We start from the raw sequence: 14,146 nt of genomic DNA, 5'->3' as shown, positions 1-14,146 counted from the left end.
TTTTATTTTATAGCAGATGTGCTTGGTTGTTTGGAAAGTATATCCTGGATAATTTGTTTGGCATGTATCCTAGAGTTCTCTATGAACCATTTATGGGTTTCCATACCACCACAAATAACTCCTGCCAAGTAAAGACCTTCAATGTTGGTTTCCATACTGTCCGGGTTGTACTGGGGTAATTTTTTTTCGTCATCGCTAATATGTACGCCCAGCATTTTTAAAAAGTTGAAGTTAGGTTTGTAACCGGTAAGCGCTAGTACAAAATCATTATCTATGGTAATATGCTTGCCCTCAACATTAATAGTAACCGTATTTTTTTCTATACGGACGAGGGAAGATTTAAAATATGCCTTAATACTACCTTCCTCAATTCTGTTGATAATGTCAGGTCTTACCCAATATTTTACACGTTGCCCAACTTCGTCACCTCTAATTATCAATGTGACTTCAGCACCTTTGCGCCAACATTCAAGTGCGGCATCAATGGCAGAATTACTGGCCCCTACTACAGCAACTTTTTGTCCTGAATAATAATGTGGATTGTCATAATAGTGTGTTACTTTACTTAAGTCTTCCCCTGGAATATTCAATAAATTGGGAATGTCATAAAATCCGGTTGCTAAAATAATTTGATTACTGCTATACGTGTTTTTGGACGATATAACATTGAATCTATTGGAATCCTTTTTTACGCTTTCAACTTTTTCGAACAAATGAATGTTCAGTTTATTTGAAGTAACGATTCGTCTATAATATTCCAATGCTTCGTCTCGTTTTGGCTTGGCCTCTTTACTAATAAACGGAATTTCATCGATCTCCAACTTTTCAGAAGAAGAGAAAAATTGCATATTGGTAGGGTAATGAAATAACGAATTAACAATAGGGCCTTTTTCCAAGATGAGATAATCAAGACCATTTTTTTTGGCTTCCAATCCACATGCAATACCTATAGGTCCGCCACCTATGATAATGATGTCATATACTTTTTTCATCCCTTTAATGCTTTTATAGTTGCTTGGGGGTCCTCGCTTTTAAAGACAAAACTTCCTGCTACTAAAACGTCTGCTCCCGCATCTATTAATTTTTGCGCATTACCGGTAGTGACCCCACCATCAATCTCAATTAAGGTGGTTGCATTTTTTTGTGTAATCAACGCTTTTAGTGCCTTAATTTTATCATAGGTGTTTTCTATGAAAGATTGCCCACCAAAACCAGGGTTTACACTCATAATAATTACGATGTCAATATCTTTAATAATGTCCTCTAAAAGTAGAACATTGGTATGTGGGTTAATAGCTACCCCGGCCTTCATACCATGAGATTTAATTGCTTGTAAGGTTCTGTGTAAATGAGGGCAAGCCTCATAATGTACGGTTAAGTGCGCAGCCCCTAAATTTGCAAATTCTTCTATATAGCGATCAGGGTCAACGATCATTAAATGAACATCCAGTGGTTTTGTAGCGTGTTTTTGAATAGCTTTTAACACGGGCATTCCATAGGAAATGTTAGGAACAAAAACCCCATCCATTACATCTATATGGTGCCAGTCTGCTTCACTGGTATTCACCATTTCCACATCTCGCTGTAAATTACCGAAATCCGCTGCCAAAAGTGAAGGGGCAATTATTCTTTTACTCATTTTTTTAATGGTTAAAACGTTGGTACAAAAGTAAGGATTTGAGTTTTCTTGGCGTAATGCAATTACCTTGGATAATAATGTAAAAGGTCACTTTCTGCTGCAATATACCCAAAAGAGCTCCATGAAGAACTCTCTACAAGATTTAGCATTATTTTTTTGGCCCGGTCCTTATCATTATTATAAAAATACCAATTGGCCAACCCATAGGAGACAGCGTCGTTAGAAGGGGTTCCGGTACCAGTTTGTAGCAAAGATTCTACAGGTATCATTTCTTTATATAGTGTACAAAGTTCGTAATAACTTTGATTTTCTATAATGTCCATATCTGTAGTAATTGGTTGTAGCATTTCATTTGCCAATTCTAAATTTCCTAATCTACGTTGGATCATATAAAGCCAATGGGTACTAGAAACAATATTGTCCGGTAATGTGCCGCTCATCCTACATTTAAGAAAGGCATCAAATGCATTTTCGTAATCATGCTTCAGGTAATAGGCAAGTCCTAAATGATACCATATATTACCATGAAGCGTGCTAACTGGAATATTTTTGGCATTGGGCATACCATCCGGTTCAATGGTATTCTTTGTACCTGCAATTAATTTACCGGCCTTTTCCAAATCTGCTATTGCCTCATTAAATTTACGGATAGAAATATACCTATGACCTCTATGTCTGTATAATCTAGGTTCTGCAGGGAATTTCTCAATTCCTTTGGTATAAATGGAAATTGCATCGTCGTAGTTGCCTAAATATGCAGTTCTTCTCCCAAACCATATAATAGCCTCTATACTATCTGGGTATTTTTCATAGACGGACATTGCTTGGCGGTGTTGATCTTTTAATTTCTGTGATTGGTCCGTAATTTTATACTCCTTGCCCAATGGTGTCTTAAAGATTGATTCTTGGTCTGGGGTATGGTTCTTGTGGTTGTTTTTATCTTTTTTTTCCGTTTTACAGTGAATGTTCAATAATAATAACAATACAGCATATAACATTCGGTAGTTGAAAATAACTTTGGTAAATAAGGATGCTTTAGTCATGATTGGTTTTATAAATGTTATGGTTGGGATCACCACCGGATATAATATAGGCAAAAAGGTCCGCTACTTCTTGTTTGTTCAATCTGTTCAATAATCCTGGAGGCATGGGTGATACGGGTGAAAGTTCTTTGTCAATGACATTATTTTTTGCAATACTAATGGTATAATTTTCATTGAACGGATTGGGTATTATTACGATGGAATCACCAACTTCAGTTTTAATTCTACCTGCAATTTTGGTAGAATCCTTTAAATGAAACAGGGTATTTGCATATTGGTCGGATATTTCATCATTGGGACTATAAATGGCAAAGAACAAATCATACGTACTAAATTTGGAATGTGCTTGTGTAAGGTCTGGCCCTGCAGAACCACCTTCACCACGCATTCTATGGCAAAGAATACATGTTCCTGCAGCAAAGGCCCTTTTACCGTTTTCTATGGCACCTTGATAATTTTCCAAGCCACCCCAGACTAAATCTCCCATATCTTCACTGGTGTATATCTGCCCTGGGCCAATAGGTTGCGGCAAATCTGCTACAGCAGTAGAAGGGGAATACACACCGGATATTTCTTGAAAGTAATCTCTCTGTTCTTTAGGAACATGGTTCATGGCTCGTTGCCGTACATTTTCCATATAGGCCTTAAAACTTCTACCGCCATTTGAGCCAAGTACATCAAAATACCAAGAAAAATAACGTGTCCTTAATTCTTTGTTCCATCCTTTTTTTGCATTGCTTAATAACATGCCATAAAAAATGGCCTCGCTGGGTGGCATATTAGAAATAACATCTCTAATTAATGGGCCATATTCCTCACTGCGTAGGGTAGTTTCTTCAGAAAGCATTTCTATTCCTTCAGTAACAGTTTTTTGCTTGGTGTGGAATTCCAACCGTTCCACTAGTTTTTGAACGGTGTTTTCTTCGTCCAGAAATAACAAAAGTTGGGCAAGTTCTTTACTGACTGCATTTGAACTAGAAGGAAATAATGTAGTAAGAGTATGGGTTATATCCTTTCTGACCTTCATGTCTGGCATGCCCATTCTAATAAAATTTAGGGAATATGCCCGTAAAGCATCCAATTGCAAATTGGTTGTAATGTCTTGCAGGGGTATGGTTTGTAAAGTTTTAAGAATTAGGGGTTGATGTTCGGCCTTGCCTTGGTGGCTTAATGCAATACTGCTTTCTATTATTTTACGTGTGTTTTTCTCATCCTTATAATTTTTAAGCCAAGTCTCCAAGGGTTGATGCTCCAAGGCAATTCTGGCGGCATATCTAATAAAGCGGTCTGGATGATCTAAATGCTCCCAAGCCAATTGCTTTCCTTTTAATGAAACCAATCCATGATATTTTTCCAGTTCCTTACGCAGATGGCGTAAAGTTTCACCCTTCTTGTTTTTAGGCTGATTTTCAGAATTTATAGCGCCTGTATACTGAAGTCTGTATAAGCGAGAATCTAACTTTCTTCCACCTGTAGCAAAATATACATTACCGTCATTACCGGCAATCATATCTGTTAACGGCAAAGGTGTTCCTGATAAAAACTCTTCCCTTTTGCCTTCATATGAACTATTCTTGGGTTCAAGGTCAATATAATAAACGGTACCAAAACTCCAATCCATTGCCAAAAGTCCTTTGTTGTATTTAGCAGGTAAATTTAATTTCGTGGTAGCAAGAACAGCGGTAGGCGAGCCTTGTTCCAAATTATGAACGGCCGGTAGATTATCAGGATAATAAGAAGGCCATTTTCCAGAACCTGTTCTCCAACCATATTCGCTACCACTGGTAACATGGCAAATTCTAGTAGGTCTGTACCAAGGCATACCAATATCCCATTCCATATCCGCATCGTAGGTAAATAATTCTCCATCAACATTAAATGCCAGGTCGAACGGATTTCTGAATCCTACAGCAACAAGTTCCCATGAAGATCCATCTTCATTGAATTTCGTAATCCATCCGCCAGGGGCTTTTACATCGCTTGCATGGCCTCTGGCGTCCAGAAAGGGTTGAAACAAGTTGTCTTCGCCCCAATTGGTTGGGATATGACTGTTTTCTTTGACTTTTTCCGGAATTAAAGTGTGGTTGCCCGCTATAAAATATATCTCATTGCCATTTGGGGAAAGTGTTAAACTATGCGGCCCATGTTCCCCGTAACCTTCTAACTTTAATAATAGGGACACCGTATCAAGGGTTCCGTCGTTGTCGCTGTCCGTTATACGATAAATACCACTACCTGTTTCTTGGTCATCAGGTATATCATCATTCCATTTCTTGTTTACCGCCACATACAGACTGTTAAATGCCCAAAGCATTCCATGAGCCTGGCCAATGTTCAAGGATAAAGGGGTTACTTTGTTTTTATCAAGTATATCTCCCTTTTCCGGAATATTAAATTGATATATTTCTCCGTACTGGTCACAGGCAAACATTTGGTCATTGTTGCCTTGCGCCAAGGCAACCCATGACCCATGCCCATACTTGGTAGGGTGATAAATTTCTTCCAGCTCAAAACCCTGGGGAAGTGTGAATGAAATTTCATTCTGATCTTCTATTTTCTTTTGGTCCTTAGAGCATCCTATCAAAAAGGAAATAAACAATAGGCATAAAAATGGGGTGGTTACTTTGGTCATGGGTCTGGTATATTTACACTTAAATATACAAAGTAACCCTCTCATTTATAGGCTTATTTGCCGCAAACCTTCATAAATAGAAATAGCAACCGCATTTGCTAAATTAAGACTTCGTATATGCTCACTGTACAAAGGAATTTTTACAGCATTATCCAAATTATTGTTTAGTAACGATTTTGGAAGCCCCACAGATTCTTTCCCAAATACCAGGAACATCTCATCTTCGAAATCAATTTCCCAGTGTTTTTTTGTGGCAGAGGCAGAAAAGTAAACCATTTTTTTGGTTTGATGTTCTTTAAAAAAAGCATCCATATTTTCGTACATAATTATATTTAGATGTTGCCAATAATCTAAACCTGCTCTTTTTAAACGTTTATCGGAAAGTTCAAAGCCAAAGGGTTTTACCAAGTGTAGCGTGGAACCTGTGCCAAGTGCCAACCTGCCAATGTTTCCGGTGTTATTTGGAATTTCCGGTTCTATAAGTACAATGTTGAAGCCCATTATTTTTTAAAAGATTGTAAGTATAAATGTTCTACTTTTTCTCTTGCCCAAGGTGTTCTGCGTAAAAACTTTAAGCTAGATTTTATAGAGGGGTTGCTTTTAAAACAATTAATATTAACCTGCCCGGCTAAATCTTCCCAAGAATATTTTTCGGTAAGTTCTTCTAAAATGGTCACTAGTTTTACACCGTGAAGCGGATTGTTAGGTTGAGAATCTGAACTCATTGGAATTGATTATTTTTTAAGAACTAGTTTTGTTTCTGAAAAGCAATGTACATGGACAGTGCCGGTACTTCAATAGTATCTTTTAAGGTTTGTAAGCCTTCAAAGTCAAAGGTACTACCAGAAACTGCTTTGTACCAAACTCCTTCAATGCTATAATCAATATTTTGGGTGGAAGCATTGTAGATTACTAGAATATTTTTCCAGCGGTCATAATTGGCATGATCTTCAATAGTGTAGGAGACAAGGCTATCATTGCTTTGTTGAAATTTTAAATGCTTTCTAACCTCATTAGCGCTGCTCATATAAAATGCGGGATGTTCTTTTCTTAGCCTAACAAGGTTTTTGTAATAGTCGAACACCTCTTTATGATTATTTTTCCACTCCCAATTTATTTGGTTAATGCTATCTGGTAAGTTGTACGAATTATGTTCACCGTACTTGGTGCGAAGTAGTTCTGATCCAGCATGTAGAAATGGCGTGCCTTGGGAAGTCAGTACTATGGCGTTTGCCAATTTGTCCATTGCAATTAGTTCCTTTAAATCAGCATCTGGTCTTGATATCTGTAACTTGTCAAAAAGGGTGTGGTTATCGTGGCACGACACATAGTTTATAGACTGCCAAGGCTCTAAGGTCCAAGCAGCATCAGAATAATTAACACTATCGTATTGTATTTGAGGATGTTGAATAGCGCCAACAATCCCGAATTTAATGGATTCTGATGCGTTAATAGCCCCACTTACGAAACCTAAGCTTTGGTCTTCAAAGACAGAGCCTTTTAAACCGTCTCGCAAATCGTCATTAAAAGCTGCAATTTTTGGTAGTTGTTGCATGTGTTTTTTCAGCGCTCGTTTATTTTCGGGTAACGGAGAGTCATTTGCTGTCCATCCTTCTCCGTAAAGCAAGGCATCAGGGTTTATTTTTGTAACAGCATCTGCAATTTCGTTCATGGTTTCTATATCATGAATGCCCATGAGGTCAAAGCGAAAACCATCAATATGATATTCTTTGGTCCAATAGGTAACGGATTCTATTATGAATTTACGCATCATACTACGTTCTGATGCAGTTTCATTACCGCAGGCAGCGGCATCAGAATACGTACCATCTTCCCAATGTCTGTAGTAGTAACCGGGTACTTCAAGATTAAAATTAGAAGTGTCTGTTTTACCGGTATGGTTGTAAACAACATCCATAATAACACCAATTCCATTTTCATGAAAAGCTTTGACCATTTGTTTGAATTCTTTAATACGGATTTCGGCATTAAAAGGATCAGTTGAAAATGAACCTTCAGGAACATTATAGTTGTTAGGGTCATATCCCCAATTAAATTGTGGGGTATCTAAATTTGTTTCATCAATGGAATAATGGTCAAAAGTGGGTAAAAGATGTACATGTGTAATACCTAATTCCTTTAAGTGGTTAATACCTGTAGCCATATTATTTGGACCTTTTGTGTCAGGTTCAATCAAACCTAAATATGTACCTGGGGTAGATGAACCAGATTGTGGGTGAATGGTCATATCACGCACATGTAATTCGTAGATTATAGCTTCATTAGGATGGTTGAGCTGGGGCGATTTATCTTTCTGCCAACCTTTTGGGTTAGTGCTATTCATGTCTAAAATCATGGCTCTTTTGCCATTGACCCCAACAGCCTTTGCATAAATTCCTGGGGTTTGGTCTAACCAGTTATTGGAGGTTTTTACTTGAAAAGTGTAATAGATTCCGTTCAAATCTTCATTTATGGCAAGCTGCCAAACACCATTATTTTCCTTAGTAAGCGTATAATTTGCAAACGGTTCAGATTCATTTCCAGTTTTAAACAGTCTTAAAACAACATCTTCGGCATTTGGTGACCAAAGTTTAAATAGTGTAGATGATTTGCTATATTGAAGCCAAAGGTTTTCGTTTACGGCCGTAGGATAATCATTGTAGTCCGTAATTGTCTTATTGTTGGTATTGCAAGAATTAATCAGCATAAAACCTAGTAAAATTAAAACGATATATTTCATAGAAAGCCTAGTGATGCTCTAAGATAAGCAAAGAATATTAGGGAGTAACCAAGGTCTGTTAGTAGCTAAGTAAATAATTATGAAATAGTTATAAATGAAAAAACTCCGGTAATCAGCCGGAGTTTATTCATCAATCAAAAAACGAACAGTCATGATAAACTGTTGTTACCGTTAAAATTACAACTAATATGCCAATATTGCCAATTTAAGGAAAAATTAACTTGTAATTTTAGTGCTTTATCGCATTTTATTATTAGCCCAAATACGTTTTTAATATTTTACTTCTTGAAGTGTGCTTTAATCTTCTGATCGCTTTCTCTTTAATTTGACGAACTCTTTCTCTTGTAAGATCAAAAGTTTCACCAATTTCTTCCAGAGTCATTGAATGTTGACCTGCAAGACCAAAGTATAAACGTATAACATCTGCCTCACGAGGAGTCAATGTTTCTAAGGCACGCTCAATTTCTGTACGAAGAGACTCATGTAGCAATTCTCTATCTGGATTTGGAGACTCGCCACTACGAAGCACATCGTAAAGGTTAGAATCTTCACCATCAATAAGAGGCGCATCCATAGATACGTGTCTACCTGAGTTTTTCAAGGATTGTTTAACATCCTCAACGGTCATATCCAACTCTTTTGCAATTTCTTCTGGCGAAGGCATTCTTTCATGTGCTTGCTCAAGAAAGGCAAAAGTTTTGTTGATCTTGTTAATAGAACCAATTTTGTTCAATGGCAAACGTACAATACGTGATTGTTCTGCCAAAGCTTGTAATATAGATTGACGGATCCACCATACGGCGTAGGAGATAAATTTAAAACCCCGCGTTTCGTCAAAACGCTGTGCAGCTTTGATAAGACCAAGGTTTCCCTCGTTAATCAAATCCGGTAAAGTAAGTCCTTGGTTTTGGTACTGCTTGGCAACTGACACCACGAATCTGAGGTTGGCTTTTGTAAGTTTTTCAAGAGCGATCTGGTCGCCTGCCTTGATCTGTTGTGCCAACTCTACTTCTTCATCAGCGGTAATCAAGTCCACTTTTCCAATTTCTTGTAAGTACTTGTCCAAAGATGCGGTCTCTCTATTAGTGACCTGTTTTGTAATCTTAAGCTGTCTCATTAAAATAAATTAAGTTCAATTTGCATAGACTGCATATACTTATACGTAAAAATCTTCCGAATGTTACAATTCAATAAAAAAAAGTTCATTTTTCCGTTGAACGGCATAAAAAAAGCCTCAACTGTTTAGTCGAGGCTTTAAGAATATACTTACAAAGAGTTAGTCTCTTCTTGGTTTTCTATCGCGATTACGATCGTTTCCACGACGGTCATCTCTACGTTTGTCATCACGTGGTGGTCTTTCAACAAAACCTTCTGGTTTAGGTAAAAGTGCTTTACGAGAAACTTTTTCTTTACGTGTACGTTTGTCAATACCAAAGTACTTCACATCAAATACATCGCCCATGTTTACTACATCAGAAACATTTTCAGTACGTTCCCATGCCAATTCTGACACGTGAAGTAACACTTCGTTTCCTGGAGCATCCATATATTCTACAACGGCACCAAAGTCAAGCATTTTAATAACCTTTACTTCATAAACGCTACCAACTTCTGGTTTGAACAATAAAGAATCTATTTTTGCCATTACAGCGTCTATACCTTTGCTACCAACACCTAGTACTTCAACAATACCTTCTTCGGTAACAGGATCCTCATTAATAACGATAGTAGTCTCGGTTTCTTTTTGTAATTCTTGAATTACTTTTCCACCAGGACCGATCAATGCGCCAATGAACTCGTTTGGTATACGTCTAGTAACCATAGTAGGAGCGTGATCTTTAACATCAGCATTAGGAGTAGAAATAGTTTCGGTTATCTTGTCTAAGATGTGTAAACGACCATTACGTGCTTGTTTTAAAGCATTTACAAGAATCTCATACGACAATCCTTTTACTTTAATATCCATTTGGCAAGCAGTAATACCATCTGCAGTACCGGTTACTTTAAAGTCCATATCACCTAAGTGATCTTCATCACCTAAAATATCGGAAAGAACAGCATATTTTCCAGACTCAGTATCTGTAATCAATCCCATTGCAATACCGGAAACAGGTTTCTTCAATTGAACACCGGCATCCATCATTGCCATAGTACCAGCACAAACAGTAGCCATAGAAGAAGAACCGTTAGATTCTAAAATCTCTGAAACTACACGTACTGTGTAAGGACAATCTTCTGGAACCATTCCTTTTAATGCACGTTGCGCCAAGTTACCGTGACCAACTTCTCTACGAGATGTTCCACGAATAGGTCTTGCTTCACCTGTTGAAAAAGGAGGGAAGTTATAGTGTAAATAGAAACGCTCTTCACCTTCAAAGGATGGCATATCTATTTGGTTAGCCTCTCTACTTGTACCTAAAGTAACCGTAGCTAAAGCTTGAGTTTCTCCACGAGTAAAGATAGAAGAACCGTGTGTAGAAGGTAGGTAATCTACCTCACACCAGATTGGTCTAATTTCATCTGTCTTACGACCATCTAAACGTAAACCTTCGTTTAACGTTAAATCTCTAACAGCGGCCTTTTCAGCTTTGCTGTAATATTTAGAAATCATTGGTCCAAAATCAGCTTGCTCTTCTTCAGAAAAAGAAGCGATAATTTCTTCCTTGATTTCACCAAATGCAGCACTACGTTCGTGCTTGGCAGAACCTGCTTGTGCAACAGCATATACTTTATCATATGCCATGTCGTGAATTTTCTTGGCTAAATCAGCATCTTCACGTTCTGGTTCGTACTCACGTACTTCTTTTTTACCGAAAGCTTCAGCTAATTTTACTTGAGCGGCACATTGTACTTTAATGGCTTCATGAGCAAACTTAATAGCTTCGGTCATTTCTTCTTCAGAAATCTCATCCATTTCACCTTCAACCATCATCACAGAATCAGCAGAAGCACCGATCATCATATCAATGTCGGATTCTAATAATTGGGCACGAGTTGGGTTAATGATGAACTCACCGTTTACGCGACCAACTCTAGCTTCGGAAATTGGGCATTCAAAAGGGAAATCTGATAATTGAATAGCTGCAGAAGCTGCTAAACCTGCCATAGCATCTGGCATAACGTCTTCATCATGAGACATTAATTGAATCATCACCTGAGTTTCAGCGTGATAATCTTTTGGGAATAACGGTCGTAATACACGATCCACTAAACGCATTGTCAATACTTCACCGTCACTAGGTCTTGCTTCTCTTTTAAAGAAACCACCTGGGTAACGACCAGCAGCTGCAAATTTTTCACGGTAATCTACCGTTAGTGGAAGAAAGTCCACATCACTTTGTTTGTAATTGGAAACAACTGTACATAATAACATACATTTTCCTGATTGTACAACAACAGAACCGTGTGCCTGTTTTGCCAATTTTCCGGTTTCGATAGAGATTTCCCTACCGTCACCAAGGTCAATGACCTCTTTAAATACTTTTGGAATCATAAAATTTGATTAAAACCTGCTCGTGCAGATTTGTTAAACAATGGTCTTTCCGACTGAAATTTTCTCTGGTCGGAGTTGTTGTGTTGTTGTGTTGACCAATGAAAAACCGTATGTAGCTTTTTGTTCGCCTTTACCAAAATACTTGGCTTCAACTCCTAAGGCACGGAGTACTTAAAAAAAAGGGGATAGTTAACTATCCCCTTTTTAAAATTATTTTCTAATACCTAGTTCTTTAATAAGCTCTCTGTATTTTACAATATCATTTTTAATCATGTAATCTAAAAGACTTCTTCTTTTACCCACCAATTTTACAAGTGAACGCTCAGTGTTGTAATCTTTATGATTTTTTTTCAAGTGACCGGTCAAGTGGTTGATCCTGTGTGTGAACAAAGCAATTTGTCCTTCTGTAGAGCCAGTGTTTTCTGCACTACCGCCGTATTTTTTAAAAATTTCGGCTTTTACTTCTTTTGTTAAATACATTCCAATATTATTTTAAATGATTTTTATGTATATGATTGTTTTTCAATCAGGGCGCAAAGATACTCTTTTTTTGAATATTGAGAACCTTTTAAAAAGAAATCATGTATTTATGCTTCCTTTCTTACCGGATTGTTCTGAATTAGGTCTATGTACAGATTAATTTTCTTTTTTAAATCTTTCCTATGAGAGATGAAATCCAAAAACCCATGTTCCAATAAAAACTCAGAAGATTGAAAACCTTCTGGGAGTTCTTTTCCTGTAGTATCCTTTACAATTCTTGGACCGGCAAAACCGATCAAAGCTCCTGGCTCTGCAATATTGATGTCGCCAAGCATGGCATAGGATGCCGTTGTACCCCCTGTAGTAGGATCGGTACATAATGAAATGTACGGAAGACCTGCTTCTGATAATTGGGCCAACTTGGCAGATGTTTTGGCAAGTTGCATTAATGAAAGTGCAGCTTCCATCATACGGGCACCACCAGATTTGGAAATCATCATAAAAGGCACCTTCTTTTTAATGGCATGGTCTATACCTCTTGCAATTTTTTCCCCAACAACACTACCCATGGATCCGCCAATGAACTTAAAGTCCATACAGCAAACTACCAAGTTTTTCCCCAAGGATTTACCAAAACCTGTTCTTACCGCATCCTTTAAACCGGTCTTTTTCTGTGCCGCTTTAAGACGTTCCGCGTATTTTTTGGTGTCCTCAAACTTTAATGGGTCCTTTGAAGTCAGCTTTGCATCAAGTTCTGTAAACTTGTTGTCATCGAATAAGATTTCAAAATATTCCTTACTGCCTATCCTAACATGGTAATCGTCTTCTGGACTTACATAAAAGTTTTTGGCCAAATCTTCAGATTCCACAATTTTGCCTGTTGGAGATTTGTACCAAAGGCCTTTTGGTGTGTCTTTCTTTTCTTCGGTAGAAGTTTGTATTCCTTTTTCCTTTCTCTTAAACCAAGCCGTCATATCATCCATTTATAAGTTACCTTAAAGTTGGTTATAGCGTATTAACGTTATTTAAATCTTCAAACGCTTTCTTTAAACGTTCTACAAAGGTACTTTCTCCTTTTCTTAACCAAACTCTTGGGTCGTAGAATTTCTTGTTAGGCTCGTCCGCACCTTTTGGGTTACCGATCTGTGCTTGTAAATAATCTTTATTGTCTTGAACATAATCACGAACACCTGCTAGAAATGCGTACTGCAAATCTGTGTCAATGTTCATTTTAATTACACCATAACTAATTCCTTCTCTTATCTCCTCAACGGTAGAACCAGAACCACCATGGAAAACAAAATCAATATGGTTATGCCCTACATTGTATTTTTTTGAAATAAACTCCTGAGAGTTTAATAGAATTTTTGGAGTCAACTTAACATTACCAGGCTTGTATACGCCATGTACGTTACCGAAAGCAGCAGCAATGGTGAACTTTGGGCTTACTTTGCTAAGTTCTTCATAGGCATAAGCCACCTCTTCTGGTTGTGTGTAAAGTTTAGAATCGTCAACATCGGTATTATCAACACCATCTTCTTCACCACCGGTAATTCCCAATTCAATTTCTAGGGTCATTCCCATTTTGCTCATGCGCTCCAAGTAGCCTTTGCAAATTTCAATATTCTCTTCTAAAGGTTCTTCAGAAAGGTCGATCATATGAGAACTGAAAAGTGATTTTCCGGTTTCTGCATAATGCTTTTCACTAGCGTCCAAAAGTCCGTCTATCCAAGGTAATAGTTTTTTTGCACAGTGATCGGTATGTAAGATTACGACCGCTCCGTAAGCTTCTGCTAATTGGTGAACATGCTTTGCACCGGCAATTGCACCTTGTATAGCTGCTTTTTGGCCTTCGTTTGAAAGTCCTTTACCAGCATTGAACTGGGCTCCGCCATTGGAGAATTGTATGATTACTGGAGAGTTTAAGGTTGCTGCGGTTTCTAGAACGGCATTAATGGTACTGGAACCAATGACGTTCACGGCAGGCAATGCAAAACCTTTTTCCTTTGCGTAATTGAATATTGCTTGAACTTCGTCTCCGGTAGCTACTCCCGGTTTAATATTGTGAGCCATAATTGAGTGGTCTTTTAGTTTCTTAAAAAATGAAAAACAAAAGTAA

Annotated in this window: 12 protein-coding genes; all 12 read right to left on the bottom strand. The window is 37.7% G+C overall.

Annotated features, from left to right (window positions below):
- Positions 1 to 2: 2 nt before the first annotated feature.
- Positions 3 to 992, bottom strand: a complete 990-nt coding sequence (locus tag ABVM52_RS03365; protein ID WP_405383712.1) for a YpdA family putative bacillithiol disulfide reductase — start codon at positions 990 to 992, stop codon at positions 3 to 5.
- Positions 989 to 1,639 (bottom strand): ribulose-phosphate 3-epimerase, encoded by a 651-nt coding sequence (rpe, locus tag ABVM52_RS03360; protein ID WP_405383710.1) that lies wholly within the window; start codon positions 1,637 to 1,639, stop codon positions 989 to 991. The genes ABVM52_RS03365 and rpe overlap by 4 nt, the downstream gene beginning before the upstream one ends.
- A 62-nt stretch (positions 1,640 to 1,701) precedes the next feature.
- Complete coding sequence (locus ABVM52_RS03355) at positions 1,702 to 2,682, bottom strand: tetratricopeptide repeat protein (protein WP_405383708.1); 981 nt, start codon at positions 2,680 to 2,682, stop codon at positions 1,702 to 1,704.
- Positions 2,675 to 5,314, bottom strand: a complete 2,640-nt coding sequence (locus ABVM52_RS03350; RefSeq protein WP_405383706.1) for a c-type cytochrome — start codon at positions 5,312 to 5,314, stop codon at positions 2,675 to 2,677. The genes ABVM52_RS03355 and ABVM52_RS03350 overlap by 8 nt, the downstream gene beginning before the upstream one ends.
- A 45-nt stretch (positions 5,315 to 5,359) precedes the next feature.
- Positions 5,360 to 5,815 (bottom strand): tRNA (cytidine(34)-2'-O)-methyltransferase, encoded by a 456-nt coding sequence (locus ABVM52_RS03345; RefSeq protein WP_405383704.1) that lies wholly within the window; start codon positions 5,813 to 5,815, stop codon positions 5,360 to 5,362.
- Entirely contained in the window at positions 5,815 to 6,039 is a 225-nt protein-coding gene (locus ABVM52_RS03340) for a VF530 family DNA-binding protein (protein WP_068482283.1), read from the bottom strand. Before ABVM52_RS03340 ends, ABVM52_RS03345 begins: the two co-directional genes overlap by 1 nt.
- Before the next feature lie 23 nt (positions 6,040 to 6,062).
- The gene (gene pulA / locus ABVM52_RS03335) at positions 6,063 to 8,021 is read right to left on the bottom strand and encodes a type I pullulanase (RefSeq protein WP_405383702.1); all 1,959 of its coding nucleotides are present in this window, start codon (positions 8,019 to 8,021) and stop codon (positions 6,063 to 6,065) included.
- Between the two features lie 286 nt (positions 8,022 to 8,307).
- Entirely contained in the window at positions 8,308 to 9,171 is an 864-nt protein-coding gene (locus ABVM52_RS03330; RefSeq protein WP_405383700.1) for an RNA polymerase sigma factor RpoD/SigA, read from the bottom strand.
- Between the two features lie 159 nt (positions 9,172 to 9,330).
- Positions 9,331 to 11,547, bottom strand: a complete 2,217-nt coding sequence (locus ABVM52_RS03325) for a polyribonucleotide nucleotidyltransferase (RefSeq protein ID WP_405383698.1) — start codon at positions 11,545 to 11,547, stop codon at positions 9,331 to 9,333.
- Positions 11,548 to 11,757: 210 nt separating this feature from the next.
- Positions 11,758 to 12,027 carry a 30S ribosomal protein S15 gene (gene rpsO, locus ABVM52_RS03320; protein ID WP_116770049.1) on the bottom strand — a complete coding sequence of 90 codons (270 nt, stop codon included), beginning with the start codon at positions 12,025 to 12,027 and terminating at the stop codon, positions 11,758 to 11,760.
- 107 nt (positions 12,028 to 12,134) lie between these two features.
- Positions 12,135 to 13,001: an acetyl-CoA carboxylase, carboxyltransferase subunit beta gene (gene accD, locus ABVM52_RS03315; protein ID WP_405385094.1), complete on the bottom strand. Its 867-nt coding sequence runs from the start codon at positions 12,999 to 13,001 to the stop codon at positions 12,135 to 12,137.
- Positions 13,002 to 13,032: 31 nt separating this feature from the next.
- A complete protein-coding gene (gene fbaA / locus ABVM52_RS03310) occupies positions 13,033 to 14,100 on the bottom strand; it encodes a class II fructose-bisphosphate aldolase (RefSeq protein ID WP_405383695.1) in 1,068 nt (355 codons plus the stop codon).
- Positions 14,101 to 14,146 lie beyond the last annotated feature (46 nt).

Source organism: Maribacter sp. LLG6340-A2, from assembly GCF_045057105.1.
Lineage (GTDB): Bacteria > Bacteroidota > Bacteroidia > Flavobacteriales > Flavobacteriaceae > Maribacter.
The sequence above is the reverse complement of the archived record's forward strand: the minus strand, read 5'-3'. Positions and strand labels throughout refer to the sequence as shown.

Excerpts from the sequence above, each read along its gene's own strand:
- ABVM52_RS03365 (WP_405383712.1), bottom strand. The coding sequence starts at position 992 with ATGAAAAAAGTATATGACATCATTATCATAGGTGGCGGACCTATAGGT.
- rpe (WP_405383710.1), bottom strand. The coding sequence starts at position 1,639 with ATGAGTAAAAGAATAATTGCCCCTTCACTTTTGGCAGCGGATTTCGGT.
- ABVM52_RS03355 (WP_405383708.1), bottom strand. The coding sequence starts at position 2,682 with ATGACTAAAGCATCCTTATTTACCAAAGTTATTTTCAACTACCGAATG.
- ABVM52_RS03350 (WP_405383706.1), bottom strand. The coding sequence starts at position 5,314 with ATGACCAAAGTAACCACCCCATTTTTATGCCTATTGTTTATTTCCTTT.
- ABVM52_RS03345 (WP_405383704.1), bottom strand. The coding sequence starts at position 5,815 with ATGGGCTTCAACATTGTACTTATAGAACCGGAAATTCCAAATAACACC.
- ABVM52_RS03340 (WP_068482283.1), bottom strand. The coding sequence starts at position 6,039 with ATGAGTTCAGATTCTCAACCTAACAATCCGCTTCACGGTGTAAAACTA.
- pulA (WP_405383702.1), bottom strand. The coding sequence starts at position 8,021 with ATGCTGATTAATTCTTGCAATACCAACAATAAGACAATTACGGACTAC.
- ABVM52_RS03330 (WP_405383700.1), bottom strand. The coding sequence starts at position 9,171 with ATGAGACAGCTTAAGATTACAAAACAGGTCACTAATAGAGAGACCGCA.
- ABVM52_RS03325 (WP_405383698.1), bottom strand. The coding sequence starts at position 11,547 with ATGATTCCAAAAGTATTTAAAGAGGTCATTGACCTTGGTGACGGTAGG.
- rpsO (WP_116770049.1), bottom strand. The coding sequence starts at position 12,027 with ATGTATTTAACAAAAGAAGTAAAAGCCGAAATTTTTAAAAAATACGGC.
- accD (WP_405385094.1), bottom strand. The coding sequence starts at position 13,001 with ATGACGGCTTGGTTTAAGAGAAAGGAAAAAGGAATACAAACTTCTACC.
- fbaA (WP_405383695.1), bottom strand. The coding sequence starts at position 14,100 with ATGGCTCACAATATTAAACCGGGAGTAGCTACCGGAGACGAAGTTCAA.